At 64.0% G+C, this 19,975-nt stretch carries 20 protein-coding genes and 1 tRNA gene; 12 read left to right on the top strand and 9 right to left on the bottom strand.

Annotated elements, in window-relative coordinates; translation table 11 throughout:
* Positions 1–79 precede the first annotated feature (79 nt).
* Positions 80–472 (bottom strand): DNA-directed RNA polymerase subunit omega, encoded by a 393-nt coding sequence (rpoZ, locus tag AC1VNY_RS06390; protein WP_016844003.1) that lies wholly within the window; start codon positions 470–472, stop codon positions 80–82.
* Between the two features lie 361 nt (positions 473–833).
* Between rpoZ and AC1VNY_RS06385 the strand changes: the two genes are divergently transcribed.
* On the top strand, positions 834–1,466 hold the full coding sequence (locus AC1VNY_RS06385) for a LabA-like NYN domain-containing protein (protein WP_016844002.1): 633 nt from the start codon (positions 834–836) through the stop codon (positions 1,464–1,466).
* Complete coding sequence (locus AC1VNY_RS06380; protein ID WP_482404543.1) at positions 1,447–2,106, top strand: uracil-DNA glycosylase; 660 nt, start codon at positions 1,447–1,449, stop codon at positions 2,104–2,106. Before AC1VNY_RS06385 ends, AC1VNY_RS06380 begins: the two co-directional genes overlap by 20 nt.
* Before the next feature lie 181 nt (positions 2,107–2,287).
* Here AC1VNY_RS06380 and AC1VNY_RS06375 read toward each other — a convergent pair whose 3' ends face one another.
* From AC1VNY_RS06375 to dapA, 4 genes are read right to left on the bottom strand one after another with little or no spacing between them, the layout of a single operon-like run.
* Positions 2,288–2,869 (bottom strand): peroxiredoxin, encoded by a 582-nt coding sequence (locus AC1VNY_RS06375; protein ID WP_482404542.1) that lies wholly within the window; start codon positions 2,867–2,869, stop codon positions 2,288–2,290.
* 49 nt (positions 2,870–2,918) lie between these two features.
* Positions 2,919–3,392: an SsrA-binding protein SmpB gene (smpB, locus tag AC1VNY_RS06370; RefSeq protein WP_461194056.1), complete on the bottom strand. Its 474-nt coding sequence runs from the start codon at positions 3,390–3,392 to the stop codon at positions 2,919–2,921.
* Position 3,393: 1 nt separating this feature from the next.
* Positions 3,394–3,810 (bottom strand): large conductance mechanosensitive channel protein MscL, encoded by a 417-nt coding sequence (mscL, locus tag AC1VNY_RS06365; protein ID WP_461194110.1) that lies wholly within the window; start codon positions 3,808–3,810, stop codon positions 3,394–3,396.
* 59 nt (positions 3,811–3,869) lie between these two features.
* Positions 3,870–4,760 (bottom strand): 4-hydroxy-tetrahydrodipicolinate synthase, encoded by an 891-nt coding sequence (gene dapA / locus AC1VNY_RS06360; protein WP_028333835.1) that lies wholly within the window; start codon positions 4,758–4,760, stop codon positions 3,870–3,872.
* A 328-nt stretch (positions 4,761–5,088) separates the two neighbouring features.
* Between dapA and AC1VNY_RS06355 the strand changes: the two genes are divergently transcribed.
* The 5 genes from AC1VNY_RS06355 (at position 5,089) to AC1VNY_RS06335 (ending at position 9,912) form a co-directional block, all read left to right on the top strand.
* Positions 5,089–7,593, top strand: coding sequence for a transglycosylase SLT domain-containing protein (locus AC1VNY_RS06355; protein ID WP_482404541.1), 2,505 nt, complete (start codon positions 5,089–5,091; stop codon positions 7,591–7,593).
* 239 nt (positions 7,594–7,832) lie between these two features.
* Positions 7,833–7,926 (top strand) — tRNA-Ser (locus tag AC1VNY_RS06350).
* A gap of 295 nt (positions 7,927–8,221) precedes the next feature.
* A complete protein-coding gene (locus AC1VNY_RS06345; protein WP_482404540.1) occupies positions 8,222–8,503 on the top strand; it encodes a hypothetical protein in 282 nt (93 codons plus the stop codon).
* 285 nt (positions 8,504–8,788) lie between these two features.
* Positions 8,789–9,463, top strand: coding sequence for a hypothetical protein (locus AC1VNY_RS06340; protein ID WP_482404539.1), 675 nt, complete (start codon positions 8,789–8,791; stop codon positions 9,461–9,463).
* Positions 9,464–9,630: 167 nt separating this feature from the next.
* Entirely contained in the window at positions 9,631–9,912 is a 282-nt protein-coding gene (locus AC1VNY_RS06335) for a hypothetical protein (RefSeq protein WP_038385365.1), read from the top strand.
* 427 nt (positions 9,913–10,339) lie between these two features.
* Here AC1VNY_RS06335 and AC1VNY_RS06330 read toward each other — a convergent pair whose 3' ends face one another.
* Positions 10,340–11,248: a DMT family transporter gene (locus AC1VNY_RS06330; protein ID WP_482404538.1), complete on the bottom strand. Its 909-nt coding sequence runs from the start codon at positions 11,246–11,248 to the stop codon at positions 10,340–10,342.
* Positions 11,249–11,344: 96 nt separating this feature from the next.
* Between AC1VNY_RS06330 and AC1VNY_RS06325 the strand changes: the two genes are divergently transcribed.
* Positions 11,345–12,133: an AraC family transcriptional regulator gene (locus AC1VNY_RS06325; protein WP_482404537.1), complete on the top strand. Its 789-nt coding sequence runs from the start codon at positions 11,345–11,347 to the stop codon at positions 12,131–12,133.
* Between the two features lie 15 nt (positions 12,134–12,148).
* On the opposite strand, the gene gcvA is transcribed toward AC1VNY_RS06325, so the two are convergent.
* Positions 12,149–13,051 (bottom strand): transcriptional regulator GcvA, encoded by a 903-nt coding sequence (gcvA, locus tag AC1VNY_RS06320; RefSeq protein WP_482404536.1) that lies wholly within the window; start codon positions 13,049–13,051, stop codon positions 12,149–12,151.
* Between the two features lie 186 nt (positions 13,052–13,237).
* On the opposite strand from gcvA, the gene AC1VNY_RS06315 reads away from it, so the two are divergent.
* The 4 genes from AC1VNY_RS06315 (at position 13,238) to AC1VNY_RS06300 (ending at position 16,633) form a co-directional block, all read left to right on the top strand.
* Positions 13,238–13,744, top strand: a complete 507-nt coding sequence (locus AC1VNY_RS06315) for a PaaI family thioesterase (RefSeq protein WP_482404535.1) — start codon at positions 13,238–13,240, stop codon at positions 13,742–13,744.
* Positions 13,741–15,003 carry an MFS transporter gene (locus tag AC1VNY_RS06310; protein ID WP_482404534.1) on the top strand — a complete coding sequence of 421 codons (1,263 nt, stop codon included), beginning with the start codon at positions 13,741–13,743 and terminating at the stop codon, positions 15,001–15,003. The genes AC1VNY_RS06315 and AC1VNY_RS06310 overlap by 4 nt, the downstream gene beginning before the upstream one ends.
* A gap of 88 nt (positions 15,004–15,091) precedes the next feature.
* Positions 15,092–15,796 carry a helix-turn-helix domain-containing protein gene (locus tag AC1VNY_RS06305; protein ID WP_482404533.1) on the top strand — a complete coding sequence of 235 codons (705 nt, stop codon included), beginning with the start codon at positions 15,092–15,094 and terminating at the stop codon, positions 15,794–15,796.
* Positions 15,797–15,868: 72 nt separating this feature from the next.
* On the top strand, positions 15,869–16,633 hold the full coding sequence (locus tag AC1VNY_RS06300; RefSeq protein WP_482404532.1) for a sulfite exporter TauE/SafE family protein: 765 nt from the start codon (positions 15,869–15,871) through the stop codon (positions 16,631–16,633).
* Between the two features lie 41 nt (positions 16,634–16,674).
* Here the strand turns inward: AC1VNY_RS06300 and AC1VNY_RS06295 are convergent, their stop codons facing one another.
* Together AC1VNY_RS06295 and gatB are read right to left on the bottom strand one after the other, a co-directional pair.
* The gene (locus AC1VNY_RS06295) at positions 16,675–16,941 is read right to left on the bottom strand and encodes a hypothetical protein (RefSeq protein WP_018271956.1); all 267 of its coding nucleotides are present in this window, start codon (positions 16,939–16,941) and stop codon (positions 16,675–16,677) included.
* A gap of 1,532 nt (positions 16,942–18,473) precedes the next feature.
* On the bottom strand, positions 18,474–19,961 hold the full coding sequence (gene gatB, locus AC1VNY_RS06290) for an Asp-tRNA(Asn)/Glu-tRNA(Gln) amidotransferase subunit GatB (protein ID WP_482404531.1): 1,488 nt from the start codon (positions 19,959–19,961) through the stop codon (positions 18,474–18,476).
* Between the last annotated feature and the right edge of the window lie 14 nt (positions 19,962–19,975).

The following is a 19,975-nucleotide window of genomic DNA, read 5'->3' as shown; positions in this document are numbered from 1 at the left end:
ACAGCAAAATTGTCAACAAAAGCAAAGGCCCGGAGCAATGTCCGGGCCTTCGGTAAATCGGTTCGAAACGACGGCGAGCTTACTCGTCTTCCTCGGGCTGTTCTTCCGGGGGCGCCAGACCCTCGAGGCCCTTCAGCAGCTCTTCCTCGGTCATCCGCTCGACCGCGACCTCGGTGTCGTCGGCGTCGACGCTGGCACCGGCGGAACCGATCAGCGGCACGGTGTCGGGCTCGGGCTCGTCGACCTCGACGAACTTCTGCAGGGAGTGCACGAGCTCCTCTTTCAGGTCTTCCGGCGAGATCGTCGAATCGGCGATCTCCCGCAGCGAGACGACCGGATTCTTGTCGTTGTCGCGATCAACCGTGAGTTGCGACCCCGACGAGATCATCCGGGCGCGATGCGCGGCCAACAGGACGAGGTCGAAACGATTGTCGACCTTGTCAATGCAATCTTCGACGGTGACGCGAGCCATCTCGAGGCGCTCCGTGGTAAAAGGGACCAAACATGTAGGTTATGAGGGTTAGTTATAGGCCTAGCCCCCGTTTCGCAAGGTAAAATTTGTGATTTGCCTTCCGAACAGGCTCTGATAACCCGGTCTGACGGGGGCCAGAAGGGCCGGAGCGTCTGACGACATGGCTAGGTTGCTGTCCCAGGCGAGTAAATCTCTTCATTGCAATGTCAAGGGTCTAGGCTTTTTGCCCTCGCCTCACCATAATTGCGGTGGTGACTGTCGTGGGGAAAGATTCACAGAACTTTAGGCAGCAACGCCGGAAATTGCGCGCGGTTGATCACCGCCGCGCTAAGAACACTAACAACCACGCGAGAACACTTTGATGTCGTCACCTGTTTCCAACAAGATCGCGCTCTTCATCGACGGAGCGAATCTTTACGCCACCGCTAAGACGCTGGGCTTCGACATCGACTACAAGCGCCTCCTCAAGGAGTTCCAGAGTCGCGGCACGCTGCTCCGTGCGTTCTACTACACGGCGATCATCGAGGATCAGGAGTATTCGTCGATCCGCCCGTTGATCGACTGGCTCGATTACAACGGCTACACCGTCGTCACCAAGGCGACCAAGGAATTCATCGACGCCAGCGGCCGCCGCAAGGTGAAGGGCAACATGGACATCGAGCTCGCCGTCGATGCCATGGAACTCGCCGAACACATCGACCAGATGATTCTGTTTTCCGGCGATGGCGACTTCCGCTCGCTGGTGGAGGCCGTGCAGCGCCGCGGCGTTCGCGTCACGGTCATCTCCACCATCGCCAGCCAGCCGCCGATGATCGCCGACGAGCTGCGCCGCCAGGCCGACGTCTTCACCGACCTGGTCGAGCTGCAATCCAAGCTCGGCCGCGATCCGTCGGAACGTCCGGCCCCGCGCGAACCGCGCCACCACTCCCCGCAATTCCTGCAGCGCGCGACCACCATGGCCCCACGGGGAGCCGATGACGATTTCGACGAGTAATCTCGTCACCGCTGCCACGCGCCCCGACAGCAACTGTCCGCTCTGTCCACGGCTGGCCGAGTTCCGCGCGCAGGCGCGCGCACGCGAGCCGGGCTGGTTCAACTCACCGGTGGAATCGTTCGGCGATCCGAATGCGCGGCTGTTGATCGTCGGGCTCGCGCCGGGCCTGCAGGGCGCCAACCGCACCGGCCGTCCCTTCACCGGCGACTACGCCGGTGATCTGCTCTATGCGACCCTGCTCGAATATGGCTTCGCCAGCGGCGTCTATCAGGCGCGGCCGGACGACGGGCTGAAGCTGGTCGACGCCCGGATCAGCAACGCGGTGCGCTGCGTGCCGCCGCAGAACAAGCCGCTGCCGGCCGAGATCAACACCTGCCGGCAATTCCTCCGCGCCACCATCGCCACGATGCCGAAGCTGCGCGCGATCGTGCTGCTCGGACGAATCGCCCACGAATCGACTCTCAAGGCGCTGGATGTTCGCTTGGCGGCCGCGCCTTTTGTGCACGGTGCCGTGCATAGTGCGGGCAGATTCAAGCTCTACGACAGCTACCACTGCTCGCGCTACAACACGAACACCGGCGTGTTGACGACCGACATGTTCCGCAAGGTGTTCGCGACCGTGCGCAAGGAGCTCGGCTAGCATCCGCGACCGCCTTGGGCGGAGGCATGCACAATTTCGGAATATTAGAAATATATCCCTGAATTGCCCGACGTGTCAAGTTGCCTGGTCGAACGCCGGCCGCCGCCGGGCTACTTTGCATGGGGTTGTTCTCGATATTTTCGCAGCGTGACCTGCGACGGCCCCATCACATCACGTTGCGCTAGTCCCTCCGCGGATTGGCCTTCAGCCAAGCCAGCACGTCGCCGGCGTTCCGGTCAGGCGGGAACACCGGATAGAACACGTGCGTGATGCGCGCGTCGTCGATCACAAGCGCGAGCCGCTTGATCAGGGTCAGGCCGGCCACCGACATCGTCGGCAACTTCAACGTGTGCGTCAATTCCAGCGCTTCGTCGGACAGCACCGGGAACGGCAGATGCAGCCGCGACGCCATCTCGGTCTGGTACGCGTTGCTTTGCGTCGACAGCCCGAACACCTGGGCGGCACCGGCCGCCTTCAGTTCGGCAAACAGATCGCGGAATGCGCAGGTCTGCGGGGTGCAGCCGCGGGCGCCCGGGATCATGTCCCAATCGTCGACCAGCCCGATCTTGCCGGGCTCGCCAGTTCGCGGATAGGCGAACACCACGGTGCGGCCCTTGAGCGCCGACAGCGCCACGGCGGTGTCGTCGGTGGCGCGCAGCCTGACCGGCGGGATCGTCATGCCGACGAGGTGCGCCGCGCCGCCGTCATCGCTAGGTGCCGGAATCTTGCTCCAGTCGACGTCAGTGAGGCTGCTCTGGCTCATCGGACCCTCTCCATCCGCCGTCATCGCGATGACGCCGTTCCGCACCGTGCTATCCCCGCGCCCGCATCAGGCGGCCCTTCTCGCGGCTCCAGTCGCGCTTCTTCTCGGTCTCGCGCTTGTCGTGCAGCTTCTTGCCCTTGGCGACCGCCAGCAGCAGTTTGGCACGGCCGCGCTCGTTGAAATACAGCTTCAACGGAATGAGCGTCATGCCCTCGCGGTCGACCGCGCCGAGCAGCTTGTTGATCTGCTTGCGATGCAGCAGCAGCTTCCGCGGCCGCTTCGGCTCGTGGTTGAAGCGGTTGGCCTGCAGATATTCGGGGATATTGGCGTTGATCAGCCACAACTCGCCGTTCTTGGAATCCGCATAGGATTCCGCGATCGTGCTCTTGCCGCTGCGGATTGATTTCACCTCGGTGCCGGTCAGCGAAATGCCGGCCTCGATCGTGTCCTCGATCGCGTAGTTGAAGCGGGCCTTTCGGTTCTCGGCAACGACCTTGATGGGACGTTCGTTCTTCTCGGCCACTTTAGCTCTTCTTGAGGAGGTCGCGGATTTCCGTCAGCAGCACGGCCTCGGCGGACGGCTTCGACGGCTCGGCAGGCTTGACCTCTTCCTTGCGCTTGAACTGGTTCATGGCGCGAATGACCATGAACAGCACGAAGGCGACGATCAGGAAGTTGAGCGTCAGCGTCAGGAAGTTGCCCCAGGCCAGCACCGCACCCTGCTTCTTGGCGTCGGCGAGGTTGGTTGCGTTGACGGCCTTGGAAAGCCCGGTGAAATAGTTGGAGAAGTCGAGACCGCCCGTGATCGCGCCGATGATCGGCATGATGATGTCGCCGACCAGCGAGGTGACGATCGCGCCGAAGGCCGCACCGATGATGACGCCGACGGCGAGGTCGACGACATTGCCCTTCATGGCGAACTCGCGGAATTCCTTCAGCATGCCCATCCCCTTCTGTTCGACATTGCGCACGGCACTGGTCGCGGCGGCCGCGGTCCGGCTCAGTTGATCAGGCCGGCATGCACCATGGCGCTGCGGACCGCCTGGCGGGTCGCTTCGGTGACCGGCACCATCGGCAGGCGCAGCTTCTCGTCCAGCTTGCCGAGCAGCGACATCGCGTACTTCACCGGCGCCGGATTGCTCTCGATGAACAGGTTGGTGTGCAGCGGCATCAGCTTGTCATGGATCTTCAGTGCCGTCGTGACGTCGCCCTTCTGCCAGGCGGTCTGGAACTCCGAGCACAGCCGCGGCGCGACGTTCGAGGTCACCGAGATGCAGCCGTGGCCGCCATGGGCCATGTAGCCGATGATGGTGGCGTCCTCGCCGGAGAGCTGGTTGAAATCCTCGCCCATCGCGGCGCGCTGCTGCGAGACCCGCACCATGCTCGCGGTGGCGTCCTTGACGCCGGCAATGTTCTTCAGCTCGAACAGCCGCTTCATGGTGTCGACCGACATGTCGATCACCGAGCGCGGCGGGATGTTGTAGATGATGATCGGAATGCCGATCGCATCGTTGATCGCCTTGAAGTGCTGATACATGCCTTCCTGGGTCGGCTTGTTGTAGTACGGCGTCACGACCAGCACTGCGGTGGCGCCGGCCTTCTCGGCGTGCTCAGCGAGCTCGATCGCCTCCTTGGTCGAATTCGAGCCGGCACCGGCGATCACGGGCACGCGGCCCTTGGCCTCCTCGATGCACCACTCGACCACCCGCTTGTGCTCGTCGTGGCTCAGCGTCGGGCTCTCGCCTGTGGTGCCGACCGGCACCAGGCCGTGGGTGCCCTCGGCGATCTGCCAGTTCACGAGGCTGCGGAACGCCGCTTCGTCCACCGAGCCGTTTTTGAAGGGCGTCACCAAGGCAGTGAATGATCCCCGGAATTTTGTCTTGGCTGCCATGGACTTCCTCCAAACGCTTCAGGCTAAAGGCTAGGTCGACGGACCCTTGTTGTTGGCGTGCTTCACGTCCGTGCGACCGGCACCCGGTTGTTGCGAAACGCCATGAAAGGCAATTCATATCGGGTCTGGCCGACAGACGAAAGGGCCGTACCGTACCTATTCCCAACGGTAATCTGCGGCGCGCGAAATCGTTTCCAGCCGCGATTTTGCCGTTGTGCTGGCGCAAACAGCCGCACCGGCAGGCTTCTTAGTATTTTGTGTACGTTTTCAATCAAATAAGAACCCATGGCCCAAACGACCAGATGATTCGGGGCCGCAGAGGACTTCTGTGATCCGTTCCGTTCGCGCAGGCACATTGCGGTCGACGGCGCTGGCGACGAGCCTGGCGCTCGTTGTCGGCCTTGCCGCCATCACGGCAGATGCCTGGGCCGCCGAGGATGCTCCAACCGCAAAGCCGGCTGCCCAAGACACGGCCTCCAAGAGCGCCGCCTCCAATACCACGCCGAAGTCCGCGGCTCCGAAGGCGGCGGCTTCAAAGCCAACGGCAACCAAACCCGGCGCTGCCAAGACTGACGCAGCCAAGCCCGACGCTGCCAAGACTGACGCTCACAAGACCGAGGCTCACAAGACCGAGGCTCAAAAGACAACGTCGTCCAAGTCCGGCGCGGTCAAGACCGACGGGGCCAAGGCCGCTCCTGCCAAGACCGAAGCTCACAAGGCAACGACTCCGAAGACCCCGGAATCCAAGGGCACCACGTCCAAGACCAACACCTCCAAGACCACCGCGGCCAAGCCCGCCGCTCCGGTTGCAACGGGAACTGTATCGAGCAGGTCGGTGCCCGCGCCCGCGCTGGTTCCGGCAACCCGCCAGCATGCCGCACCGATCGCGCGCAAGCCGGTGCTGCCTGCGGCCGTGGCCGCGACATCCTCGACGTCGCAGTCGGACAAGGAAGCGCTTGCAAGCGTCGTCGAGCTGCTGCGCAAGCGCAGGCCGGCGGACGCCACCGAGGCCGAGGCCTCGATCTCCGATCCGGTCGCGCGCAAGCTTGCCGAATGGCTGATCCTGCGCAGCGAGGACAACGGCGCCTCGGTCGAGCGCTACCGCGCCTTCCTCGATGCCAATCCGAGCTGGCCGTCGCAGACCTTCCTGCGTCGCCGCATCGAGGCCTCGCTGTGGGACGACCGCCGCGACGACTCCGCGGTCTGGACCTGGTTCCAGAATGAATCGCCGGTCTCGGCCAAGGGCCGGCTCGCGCTCGCCAAGGTGATGATCGGACGCGGCGACCGCGGCAATGCCGAGCGCCTGGTCCGCGAGGCCTGGCGCAACGACGGAATGAGCGAGGACACCGAAAACACCGCGCTCGACCTGTTCGGCTCGCTACTGACTGCCGGCGACCACAAGGCACGCATGGACACCATGCTGTATGGCACCGACAACGAGGCCGCCGGCATGCGCGAAGCCAAGCGCCTTGGCTCCGGCTACGTGGCGCTCGCGAAGGCACGCATCGCCGCCACCCGCAAGGGTTCGAACCTGCGCGCGCTGCTGGAAGCCGTGCCGAGCGAGCTCTCCGGCGACACCGGCTATTTGTTCGCCAGGATTCAGTTACTCCGCCGCGAGGAGAAATTCGCCGAGGCTGCGCGGCTGATGCTGAGCGCACCGAAGGAAGCCTCCCGCCTCTACAACGTCGACGAATGGTGGATCGAGCGCCGGCTGCTGGCGCGCAAGATGATCGACACCAACGAGTTTCGCACCGCCTATCTGATCGCGCGCGACGCGGCGTTGCCGGCCCGCGACATCTACAAGACCGAGCAGGAATTCACCTCGGGCTGGATCGCGCTGCGCTTCCTCAACGATCCCGCCCTCGCCGCCCAGCATTTCGCGCGGATCGGCGTCGGCAGCGCCAACCCGACCGCGCTGGCGCGTGCCGGCTATTGGCAGGGCCGCGCCGCGGAGGCCGCCGGCCGCGGCCAGGAGGCGCGCGCCGCTTACGGACGCGCGGCCGAGCAGTCCACCAGCTATTACGGCCAGCTCGCGCGTGCCAAGCTCGGCCTGCCGCAGATCGAGCTGAACAGCGCGCCGCGCGGCCGCGGCGCCGAGCGGCTGGAGATCGTGCGCGCGGTGGCGCTGCTCTACGAAATCGACGCGCGCGAGCTCGCGATCCCGATCTTCGGCGACATGGGCGACAATGGCGATCCGGAGGCCCTCGCCGGCCTCGGCGAGCTCACCGGGCGCCACGGCGATGCCCGCGGCATGCTGCTGATGGGCAAGGCCGCGCTCAACCGCGGACTGCCGTTCGACCACTACGCCTATCCGGTCAACGGCATTCCGTCGTTCCGCCAGGTCGGGCCGGAGGTCGAGCAGAGCGTCGTCTACGCGATCGCGCGCCAGGAGAGTGCGTTCAATCCGGCGGTGGTGTCGCCGGCCCAGGCCTACGGCCTGATGCAGGTGACGCCGGACGCCGGACGTTACGTCTGCAAGCGCGCCGGCATCGGCTTCGACCTCAACCGGATGAAGACCGATCCGGTCTACAACGCGATGCTCGGCGCCGCCGAGCTCGGCGGCCTGCTCGAGGACTACCGCGGCTCCTATATCCTGACCTTCGCCGCCTACAATGCCGGCCGCGGCAGCGTGCGGAAGTGGATCGAGCGCTATGGCGATCCGCGCGATCCCAAGGTCGACGCGGTCGACTGGGTCGAGCTGATTCCGTTCTCGGAGACGCGGAACTACGTCCAGCGGATCATGGAAAACCTGCAGGTCTACCGCGCCCGGTTCGGCGGCGGCACCAAATTGCAGATCGAGGCCGATTTGCGCCGCGGCGCCAGCGTGGAATGAGCCGGCGCAACCGGTTTTCAACAGGCTTGGCGCCGTGCGCTTCCAGCCGCGATCCAGTATCGGGCTAATTCATTGTTATATCTTGCATTTTAAGCATCGAGACGCTCCGACGCCTGCCGATTGGCGCGATATATGAAGGCTCGGGAACGGCCGGCGGCCGAGCTGCCCTCAAATCACCTTGGCGCAATCTGAATCTGCCGCTTGCGGCTCAGCGCCCTCTCGGGCATATCGGCGCCATTGGAGACGTGGCCGAGTGGCTGAAGGCGGCGGTTTGCTAAACCGTTATAGGCTTGTAAAGGCCTATCGAGGGTTCGAATCCCTCCGTCTCCGCCATACTCATTGTGTGTCCAGCCCGGAGACATGGGTAACAGGTCGTACCTAAGACATGGGTGACAACCTCGTGCCGAACGGGTTGTCGAGGGGTTGCAGGGTTTTGTGCTCCAGGTCGAAGTATCCCAAATCATAGTGCATGAAGCTGACGAGCCAAATGCCGGCCCCTGGCCTGGACCGGTCGTCACCTCCGCGTGAATGAAACATCATTCCCGGCTCCGCGAAGCGAGCGCGCAACAAACCGCGCCCACGATCCCCGCATTGTTTTCTTTCACCTGAACATTTCCGGGGTAAGGCCATGCAGCAAGACAGTGGCATCCAATTCCAGGATCTCGACCAGGTTCTGCGTAACGCCCAGCTTCGCCGATCCGTCGACTTAGGCTTCTGGCTACGACAGCGCTTCCCATCCAAAGCAGGCAGGCTCGTGGTCGCAACTTCGCTGGCTTGCATGGTTGTTGCGCTGGCGATCGTTGCTGCCCCGCGGCCGGTCTCAAGCGCTGCGCTCGGCAGCGAGTGGCAATGCAGCAAGGCGGCGTTTGTTTTGACGACCTGCCGTCAAGCCGACCCTGCGCGCTCATAGCAATCGGCCGCGTCCGGGGGCAGCACGGTAGCAACGTCAATTGACATTGGTGAAACCATTGTCCGCCGACTTCGTAGCTGGAGCGCCGGCCTATTTCTTCCATTTTGGCACTACGGGCCGGCTGGGGCCGTTCGGTCTTTCCCAGTCACGAACGGCCTCACTTTTAGGTCCATCTATGACCTGCGTCAGCTTTCCCTCGGCTTGATTATTTGGCATCAAATGATCAAGAAGCCCGCACGAAGAATCCGCCGGCCGGTCGAGATCGGGCTGAAGGCGAAGAAATAAATGGATGTACCAAGTCGCGGTCTCAGGTTAGCGATCTGTTTCGCGCTGGTTCTCGTTCTGCCTGCTGCGCAGACGCCGCCGACGCTGCATTCGCGGGACGAGTGGCGTGTGGTTGACAAGGAATGTCGCGACGTCTTGCCTCCGCAGGCAAAGATACAGGCATGCCTCAACCTGCTGAGCGATCGACGCCTCCCGACCGCCTATCTTGCGTCGATCAACAGCGAAATATCGAGCACGTTCCAAAGCTTGCGGGATTACGGCAACGCCATCAAGTACAAGAAGATCGAAATTGAACGCACCTCGGCGAGGCAACCTTCTTCGTCGGGCGACGCACTTCCTGCCAGTCTCGGTGCGATGTCTCTGCGTTATACGGAGCTCGGGACACTGCAGGCACTCGATCGCCAAACCAACTTCGGCAGTCAGTCGGATGAAGCCCGCCGAGGCGCCGCTGAGGAGCAAAATAGCTACAACCTTGCGCTTCAGTACAACCCGATGAACTACAGGGCATATCGATACCGGGCTGAAATTCGCAGCCAATTCTGCGAGAGCGCGTCCGCCGCTCAGGACATGGAGGCAGCGGTCAGGTTTGCTGAACAGGCTGGAGATCAGGACGCCGCTCGAGACTTCAAGCGTGTCACGCTAGGTGCTTGCGTTCCGGCGTGGCGGCGAGACTAGTCTGCGAGACCCCATCAGGCTGTCGTTCACCCGGTGGCGCACCCTGCGCCAGACCGCCCGACCGTATTCCTACGGACCCGAGGTTGGCAGGCAACTTGCGATGTATCCGTGAATAGTTCGGCGCCGCCGTTCTCGATGTGCCGAACTCAGACATTCGGAGCACGCAAATGAACATGCATCATCGTTTTGAGACAGCTCGCGGACATGGCGGACGAGAGTCGACAGTCGGCAAGATGCTGTCCGATCTCATCCTGGCCTGCCAGCAGATCGAAGCCGATATCGCGACCGAAGAACAGCGCGCGGGAATTTACGACCGATCGGACGCGAGGTATCCGATCTTGGCAAGGTCGCTCAATGAGCGGTACGCCAATCTCAAGCGAACCATCGCCACACTCGAACAGCGTGTCGCCGAAAGATCTCAGCACAAATTGGTCACCGACGCCGCATAGCTCGATCTTTGACCAACTTCCTGTACGCTGGTAGAGCGACCGATGCGATGAAGCATCAGTGCGGGCGCTGACCGACATCAGCCGCCGCCGCGGGTGGATGGATCGAGATTTCGGTTCTCGCCAGGCTGTATCGGGCCAAAGCCCGGATATACGTACCGGTCCGGAGGGACAATCTGTTCACTTGGACGGATGATGGGGGACTGTCGCGCGCGGCGATGATGCGCAGTTGCGGCATCAGCATCCGCACTCCACAGGACCACAAGGGGCAACGTCAGGGCCAAGGAAATAGGCAAGCAAACACGTAAGGCAACGCACATTGCGATCACTCCGTTCATCGGACAGGTGATCGCCGACCGTAGCGCTGTATTCTGCCCTGGCCTCTCACATGCAATCAAAACAGCGAGATCGCCAATCCTTGACTTGCGGGTTATCGCACATCGCGGGCCGTCTTGACCGGCCGCGGAAAGACCTGCGCGCAGGCGACGCCGAGCAGCGCGAGGCCGCCGCCGATGACGTGGAATGGCCTGACCGGCTCGCCCAGCATCACGATCGCGGCTGCGGCCGTCAGCACCGGCAGCAGGTTCATGAAGATCGCGCAGCGGTTCGGGCCAAGCTGCGCGACACCGCGGATCCAGAGAAACGGCAGCACGACCGAGGCCAGCGCGCCGGCATAGACGATCAGCGGCCAGGTTTCGGCGTTGACCTGCCGCAGCGGCGCCGGCGTCGCGAGGATCGCGGGAAACATCACGGCCAGTGCGCACAGCGCCTGCATGTAGGTGGATTGCCATCCAGTGATCGGCAGGTTCCAGCGTTTCAGCAGCACGCCGTACAGCGCATAGACGATCGCGGCCAGCAGCATCAGCGCGTCGCCCGCATGCACGCCGTTCTGCAACAACGACGACAAGTCGCCGCCGCTGACGAGATAGACGAGGCCCGCAAACGACAGCGGCGCGCCGCAGATCATGCCAAGCGTTGGCGGTTCGCCGAGCAGCGCGGCACTGAGGGCGACCGTCAAGAGTGGCGTCAGCGCGGTGAACACCGCCATGTTGGTCGCGGTGGTGGTCTCGGCCGCGAGATACGACAGGCTCTGGAACAGGCACATCGCAAGGAAGCCGAGGATCGCGAGCGGACCAAGATGCGGCCAGATCTCATGCCGATTGCGCCAGGCGCCGCGCGCCACGAACGGAGACATCAAGAGCACCGCGACCAGCAGGCGATAGAAGGTGATCGCCTGCGGACCGATCGTGTGGGCCGAGAGGCGAGAGACGATGACGTTGCCTGCCCACAGCACGATGGCAAGGAAGGGATAGAGAAGTGCAGCTTTTGACTTGAACATGACCCGGCAGCGCGTTGGTGAAGGACACACCAGCAACTACCTGTCGCGCCGGAGTCCGTCTCACGCTAGACTGACCTCACCTAGCGAAATTGGGACATGCGAGATGAAGACGTGTTGGACGAGCTGATCACACGGCACCTCGACTATCACGCCACGGCGCGGCCGATGGCGGCGATGGAGATCGACTATCCGAGCGGCGCGTCGACCGGCCTGCACGCGCATCCGCGCGGCCAGCTGCTCTACGCGATCGAAGGCGTGATGGTCGTGCGATGTGCCGAAGGCACCTGGGTGGTGCCGCCCAATCGCGCGGTGTGGCTCGTGGCCGATCTCGAGCACGAGGTCCGGATGTGCGGCGCGGTCAAGATCCGCACCGTGTTCGTGGACGCCGACGCGGCTCCCAATCTGCCGCAGGCCAGCTGCGTGTTCGCGGTCTCGCCGCTGCTGCGCGAATTGTTCGTCGCCGCGATGCGCGTCCCGCTGGACTATGCGCCCGCGACCTCCGACGAGCGCCTGATGCGCGTGCTGCTCGACCAGCTGCGCGAAGTCGATGTGCTGCCGCTGCATCTGCCGATGCCGCGCGACGAAAGGCTCGCGCGGGTCTGCGCCGCGCTGGTGGCCCGCCCGGACGATGGCTCCACGGCCGAGCAATGGGCGCGCCGGCTGAAGCTGACGTCGAAGACCATCCATCGTCTGTTCGCCAGGGAGACCGGCATGACGTTCGGCGAATGGCGTCAGCAGGCACGTCTGCTGTTCGCGCTCGAACGCCTCGCGCGCGGCGCGCGCGTGGTCGATGTCGCGCTCGATGCCGGCTATGCCAGCCAGAGCGCCTTCACCGCGATGTTCCGCAAGCATTTTGGCGTGCCGCCCAACGCGTTCTATCGGTAAGCCGCCACCGGATCGCTAGCGCCCAGCGGCGGCTAGCTGGGCGACCGGACCCAGGATCCATTCCCTAAAGCCCGCGATCTTCGGAAGCGACTGCCGGTTGTCGGGACAGACGAGATAGTACGCGAACTCCTCCAGATGCGCGGTCTCGAGCAGCTGGATCAGTTCACCGCTCGCGATCTCATTTGCCACCATCGCGGCCGGCAGCAGGCCCGCGCCCTGCCCTGTCAGCACGGCCTTCAGCAGAAGGCCGCTGTCATCGAACGAGGGTCCGCGCGGCGTGCGAACCTCCGCGATGCCGTTGGCCTGAAACCACAGGCTCCACCCCTTGCGATCGGCGTCATGCACCTGCGGCCAGCTTGCGAGCGCGCCAGGAGATGCCGGTCGCCCGAGGCGCGCAACCAGCGACGGCGATGCGACCGCCACCATCTCCACGGTGACGACGCGGTCGCTGCGCAGCCCGGGATAGCGGCCAAGGCCGTGGCGCACCGCGACGTCGACGCCGCTGCGCGAGAAATCGACCACTGTGTTGCTGGTGACGATCTGCAGATCGATCTCGGGATGCGCGCCCTGAAACGAGGCCATGCGGGGCACCAGCCAGGCCGACGCAAAGAACGGCGTGACGCTCACCGTCAGCGTACCGACATCGACGGAAGCCGCGACGCGGCGCGAGGCATCCGCGATCTGGCGAAACGCGTTGCGGATCGACGGCAGATAGTCGCGGCCGGCGTCGGTGAGATAGATGCCGCGCGGCACCCGCTCGAACAGCTTCACGCCGAGATCGGCTTCGAGCGTCTTGAGCATCTGGCTGACCGCGCCCGGCGTCACGCATAGCTCCTCGGCCGCAAGCTTCACCGAGAGATGGCGAGCGGCGGATTCGAACGCCTTGAGCGCGTTCAGGGGTGGAAGCCTGCTTTCCATGATTTAGATTTTCTAATCTAACTCGTCCAGCAAATCTGGTTTGCCAACTCGGCCTTCCGGGCGCTCTATCAGCTTAATCCGATGCTGAAAGCCGCGTCAATGCAGAGAAAGTCGAGCCATGGAACTTAGATTTTCTAATCTTCTTTGCCGCTCCCGACGGCCCTGTTTTCTTGATGGAGCCAGGCCATGACCGAGGTCGCAAACAAGCTCGGCCTCCACGAGATCGCTGCAGGCGGCAAGACCGGCCCGCTCGTCAAGCGCATCAACGCGTCGCAAGCCGGCAGCCTGCCCGGCCTCCTGGACTTTCAATGGCTCGAAGCCGGACGCGGCCACATCCGCGGCCGCTTCGAGATTGCGGCAAAACACTTCTCGCCGCACGGGCTGCTGCACGGCGCATGCATCGTCGCATTGGCCGATACCGCATGCGGGTTCGGCTGCCTCGCGTCGTTGCCGGATGGCGCCATCGGCTTCGCCACCGGAGAGTTGAAGACCAACTTCATCGGCGCCGCGCGCGAAGGCGGTTTGAGCTGCGAGGCGCGCCTCGTTCACGCCGGGCGCACCACCCAGGTGTGGGACGCCGAAATCCGCAGCGAGGCGACGGACAAGACCATCGCGCTGTTTCGCTGCACGCAGATGCTGCTCTACCCGCCGGGCAAGCCCAGTGGTTACGCGGCACAGGGAGAACGATCATGAAGAATGCCGTCATGCATGCCGGTTATCAACGAACCAAGCCGTTCTACGGCTGGTATGTGGTCGCAGCAGCCTTCGTCGTCACATTGATCGGCTTCGGCAGCGCCTACACGTTCTCGTCCTTCGTCGAGTCCCTGCAGCGGGAGTTCGGCGCCTCGCGCGGCTCGGTGTCGCTGGTGTTCTCCTTCGCGGGCTTCCTGTATTTCGGCCTGGGGATGATCTCCGGTCCGCTTGCCGATCGCTGGGGCGCACGCAGGCTCACTGGCCTCGGAATGGCGCTGGTCGGTCTCGGCATGGTGCTGGCGGGACAGGCCCAGACCATCCTCCAGGTCTATGCCGCCTACAGCATCGGGATCGGCGCCGGCGTCGGTTGCGCCTACGTTCCGACCTTGGGCGCCGTGCAGCGCTGGTTCGTCAGGCGGCGCGGCTTTGCGTCGGGCCTCGCCGTCAGCGGGATCGGGGTCGGCACATTGGTGATGCCCCCGCTCGCGACCTGGCTGATCACGAGCCTCGGCTGGCGCGATGCCTATGTCGTGCTGGGCGTTGTCGCCGCCGGCGCCGGGATCGGTGCCTCGCTGCTGATCGCGGACGATCCGCGCCGCTACGGCACCGGACCGGACGGCGATCCGCTCGAGACGGTTTCGGGCGCGCCGCTCCGCCAAGGCGTCTCGATCCGCGCTGCGGTGCGGACCGCGCGCTTCGCCGGGCTCTATGCCGCCTGCCTGATCAGCGCGTTCGGCGTGTTCGTGCCCTTCGTGCACCTCGTGCCCTTTGCGGTCGATCATCAGGTCGCGCCTACGCTTGCCGTGCTGCTGCTCGGGATGATCGGGGTCGGCAGCACCGCCGGCCGGTTCTTCCTCGGCGGCATCGCCGACCGGGTCGGCCGCGATGCATTCCTGGTCGCGATGTATCTCGGCATGGCCGTCTCGCTGGCGATCTGGGCGATCGCCGGCACCTTCTGGTCGCTCACGGTCTTCGCGCTGCTGTTCGGCCTGTTCTATGGCGGCTGGGTCGCGATCCTGCCCGCTGTCGTCACCGACCATTTCGGCGGCCGCAATGTCGGCGGCATCATCGGCATCCTCTACACCAGCGTCGCTGTTGGCACGTTGCTGGGCCCGAGCGCCGCCGGCTTCGCCTACGACATCAGCCACAGCTACTTCATTCCGGTGGCGATCAGTGCAGCCGCCAACCTCGTCGCCGCCCTCATCGCGATGGCGACCATGCGAACGGCCTCGCCGATCGTTTCGGTTGCGCAGGGGTGAAGCCTCCTGACGGTCGGCGATCCCTGTGCTAGCGTTCCGGGCTCACCTGCCCGATCGCTTCAAGACCTCTGTGATCACTCCGTTCGCCATGACCAATACCTGGAATTATCGGCGAGCGGACAGTGACGGCATCGTCGAGCTGGCATCGTGGCGCGGCGCCGGCTCGCTTGGCCTCAAGCCGCACTTCCATGACGAGAACCAGATCGTGCTGGTGCTGTCAGGGTCGCGCGCCTTTCGCATCGGCGGCGCGACCGTCACCGTGCCTGCCGGCCATGCTGCGCTCATTCCGGCGGGAATGCTGCATGCACCCATGACGATGTCGGACGAGGAAACGGTCTGCCTGAACGCCTACGTTCCAGCCGGCCGCGTCTGCTCGTCGGTGCGGATCATCCGCTTCGGGCAGCGTTGGCGGAACCTCGACGAGATCTCGCCTGAGCACGTCGGCGAGATCGCCGGCGACATCCTGTCGCGCGCGCCATCCCACCCCGCCGGGTGCACCGACAGGACGAAGCTCGGCATCGCGCTGACCGAGAGCGTCGCGCCGATCGGCGCGATTGCCGCCGGCTTCGGGCGAAGCCGCGAAGGGTTCAGCCGCATGGTCAGCCGCGAGCTCGGCATCCCGCCGCATACCTTCCGCCTGCTGGCCCGCCTCAATCTTGCCCGGCAATTGCTGCGCGCGGGCGAGCCGATCGCAGCAGCCGCGGCCGATGCGGGCTTTTCCGACCAGAGCCACCTCACCCGGCTGTTCCGCCGCACCTTCGGCACGACGCCGGGCGTCTACTGGCGCGGCTGAACCGACGTCACAGACGTTCCAGACCGATTGGCGCGCCGCCCGCTAGCCTGCTCACCCTCAAGAGGGTGAAGGATGGATACCCAGACAAGTCTTCTGCTGCTGGCGGCCGGGGTCGCCGGAGGGATCATCAATGCACTGGCGGGCGGCGCGACGCTCATCACCTTTCCGGCGATGCTCGCAGCGGGCCTGCCGGCCGTCATCGCCAATGCGTCGAATGCGGTGGCGATCTCGCCGGGGCATTTGATCGCAGCGCTCGCCGATCGCGGCAAGCTGCCGCCGCCGACGCGGCGCACGATCCGCTTCGTCGCGGTCGCCACGGTGGGCGGCGCGGTCGGCGCCGGCGTGCTGTTGCTGCTTCCCGAGCGGCTGTTCCTGCTGCCGGTACCAGCCTTGATTGCATTCGCAACGTTGCTGTTCGGCTTCGCGCCGCAGATCCAAGGATGGACCCTCGGGCGCGAGAGGGCCGCAGCGCTGCCCTCGACCGGCGCGAGCAGTGCCGGGCTGGGGCTGGCGTGCATCTATGGAGGCTTCTTCGGCGCCGGTCTCGGCGTCATCCTGACCGCGGTGCTGTCGATCACCGAGCCCAACGACATCAGGGCGATCAAGGCGTTGAAGAACCTGCTCGCGACCTGCGTGTCGCTCGCCGCCACATTGATCTTTGTCTTTGAGGGAGCAGTGCGGTGGCCGGAGACCTTGGCGATGCTGCTCGGCGCCATGATCGGCGGCTATGCCGGAGGCTTCCTGATCCGGATCCTTCCCGGCCACATCGTCCGGCAGTTCGTCATCGTGGCCGGAGCGCTGATGACCGTGATCTACGCGGCGCGATACTGGTTCTAGATGGAGCGAGGGAGCCGAGGCTCCCATCGATATCGGTTGCCTTAGTGCGTCGTCATCCAGGCGCGGGCTTCGCGCTGGGCAGCTGCGATCTCGACATCGGACATCTGCTCGGCGACTTCGCGGCGGTGCGCGATCGCGTCAGTACGTCCCTTGAGCGCCGCCAGGTTGAACCATTTGTGCGCCGCGATGAGGTTGACCACACCGGAGCGGCCGCTCGCCCAATACATGCCACGTTCGAACAGCACGTCCTGGATCGCCGTTGCGGCAACCGGGACAGCGCTTTCCTGATCGATGACCCCCTGAAACATTCTCATTCCCCTTTTTGTTGTTGGCCGCCCTCCCCCGAGCGCGGCCCCCGTCCACTGTTAAAACTACCCTGTCATCCCCAGGCTGATCTCTTGATCATGCCCCGCGCCGATCCTTGGGATCACCGCGTGCCGGTTGCCGGCTTGTTGGGATGATCATGGCCCATCAAATTTGAAGAGCGGTTTAAGTATCGCGATGAACGGGATGTAAATCGGCACCGCCAGGGGCGCCTCCGGGAATCGCAGAAGTGCCTGTGCCGCAGGCACTTCCTTGCATTCGTGAACGTCGGTTTACCCTGGTGCTTGGGACAACGATAACCATGGCGGACATTGGCCGCGGGCGGCGGCAGGTCCCGCCAGGGATCAGTTTTCGAAATTGGCGGCGGGGCGGCGCGACCAATCGACGAGCCGCGGAGCGGCGTGCGGTCGGGTGCACAGACAAAAGCAACGCGAGGCCGTCAGGCCCAACGTCGATCCGGAATGGGGATGGGGAAAGTGGCTGCCGGGCGCGGACTGCGCGGGCCGCCGGAACGAGGGGGTCGGCGAACACGTCAGGACCAGATTTCAGCTCGGCATTCTCGCCGGTGAAATTGCGGAACCAAGCGGGCTCCGCACCGAACGAAGAAATCTCTGTTTCTTCTGCCGGACCGGTTTTGGGAAGGTTGCCCTCTCCGAAATTCGATCCAGCCGTTTGACCTGATGTCTCGCCGACACCCTCTTTCGTCAGCTAGAGCCTTAGGTGGATGTGCCTCTCAGCAGTCCGTCCGCTGGCTCTCGCGACGTGCCGGCGTCAAGCCGCCGGCAATCCTCTCGAGGCGAGAGGCTTACTTCTTCTTGGCGACCTTGCGGGTCTTCTTCGCAGTCTTCTTCACTGCGCTCTTCGCCTTCTTCGCCTTCTTCGCCTTCTTTGCCTTCTTAGCCATGTTGCCCTCCAGTATGTGAGATGGCTCTTACTTCGCTGCGTGCACTCGGGAATCGATATGCACTACTTCCCGAATACACCAACAGACCGAAAAAAACAGTGTCCCGCTTAAGGAAGTGTTGACGCAGCGCTGGCAGTGCGCACCGTGCGCGCCGCCGTTCAAATCGACGCGTCATTCGCGCGACGATGCAAGAAACGCAACGGCCGCCGACATCGGCATTTGTCAACGTTGCAGGAAACGCCTTCTGTTGTAGGCTTTTCTTGAATTCGCATTCGAGCGATCGACGCGCGACCGTCATTGCGTTGAGTCGCGAGCGCCAACGAAATGCGGCGCGTCGCCGACGCCGAGTCGTAATTTTTGGCAACGAAAAAATTTTCGTGGGTAAGACGGGTTTTGCCTCGTTTGAGGTCATCCGAACCGGATTTGCGAACGAATCGCGGCTTCGGCGATTCGGCGCCGATGGTGCCGGCGCGACCGCGAACGGAGGGTGTGAGGCAGGATCACGCCGTGTTCACGCGCGCGCGACGACGCCGGAGGTGACGGCAAGGAAGCATGCAAGGGAGCATGATCCGGTTGGATCATGCGCCAAGGACAACATCATTGTCCTGTTGTTCAGATGCCGAGCTTCGACTTCAAGAGGTCGTTGACCGCCTGCGGGTTCGCCTTGCCGCCCGACGACTTCATCACCTGACCGACGAACCAGCCGACCAGTTGCGGCTTCGCCTTCGCCTGCTCGACCTTGTCGGGATTGGCCGCGATGATGTCGTCGACCACCTTCTCGATCGCGCCGAGGTCGGTGACCTGCTTCATGCCGCGCGCCTCGACGAGCGCGCGCGGATCGCCGCCTTCCTGCCAGACGATCTCGAACAAGTCCTTGGCGATCTTGCCGGAAATCGTTCCCTCGCCGATCAGGTCGACGATCGCGGCGAGCTGCTCCGCCGACACCGGCGAGGCTGCGATCTCGACGCCTTCCTTGTTGAGACGACCGAACAGTTCGTTGATCACCCAGTTGGCGGCGAGCTTGCCGTCGCGCGCCTTGTCGGCAAGACCCGACAACACCGTCTCGTAGAACTCCGCGCTCTCGCGCTCGGCCACCAGCACGCTCGCATCATAGGGCGACAGACCGAAGCCCGTAATAAAACGGGACTTCTTCTCGTCCGGCAGTTCCGGCAGCTGCGCCTTCAGATTGTCGACGAAGGCCTGGCTGAACTCGAGCGGCAACAGATCGGGATCGGGGAAGTAACGGTAGTCGTGCGCCTCTTCCTTGGAGCGCATCGAGCGGGTCTCGCCCTTGTTCGGGTCGAACAGCCGGGTTTCCTGGTCGATCGAGCCGCCGTCCTCGATGATCTCGATCTGACGCCGTGCCTCGTACTCGATCGCCTGGCCGATGAAGTTGACCGAGTTCATGTTCTTGATTTCGCAGCGGGTGCCGAACGCGGTCTCGCCGTAACGGCGCACCGAGACGTTGACGTCGGCGCGCAAATTGCCCTTCTCCATGTCGCCGTCGCAGGTGCCGAGGTAGCGCAGGATCGAGCGCATCTTGGTGACGTAAGCCTTGGCCTGCTCGGCGTCGCGGATGTCGGGCTTGGAGACGATCTCCATCAGCGCGACGCCGCAACGGTTGAGGTCGACATAGGACATCGTCGGCGACTGATCGTGCAGCAACTTGCCGGCGTCCTGCTCCAAGTGCAGCCGCTCGATCCCGATCGTGACGCTGCGGCCGCCGTCGAGCTCGAGCGACACCTCGCCCTCGCCCACGATCGGCGACTTGTACTGGCTGATCTGGTAGCCCTGCGGCGAGTCCGGATAGAAATAGTTCTTGCGGTCGAACACCGAGCGCAGGTTGATTTTCGCATTCAGCCCGAGACCGGTGCGCACCGCCTGGCGGACGCACTCCTCGTTGATCACGGGCAACATGCCCGGCATCGCGGCATCGACCAGCGAGACATGGGAATTGGGCTCGCCGCCGAACGCGGTCGATGCGCCGGAGAACAACTTTGCGTTCGAGGTGACCTGGGCATGGATCTCCATGCCGATCACGACCTCCCAATCGCCGGTGGCGCTCTTGATCAGCTTGTGCGGGGCGGCAGATGCGGTCATGGATCTCGGTTTCC

The sequence above is a fragment of the Bradyrhizobium ferriligni genome (genome assembly GCF_056837965.1).
The sequence above is the reverse complement of the archived record's forward strand: the minus strand, read 5'-3'. Positions and strand labels throughout refer to the sequence as shown.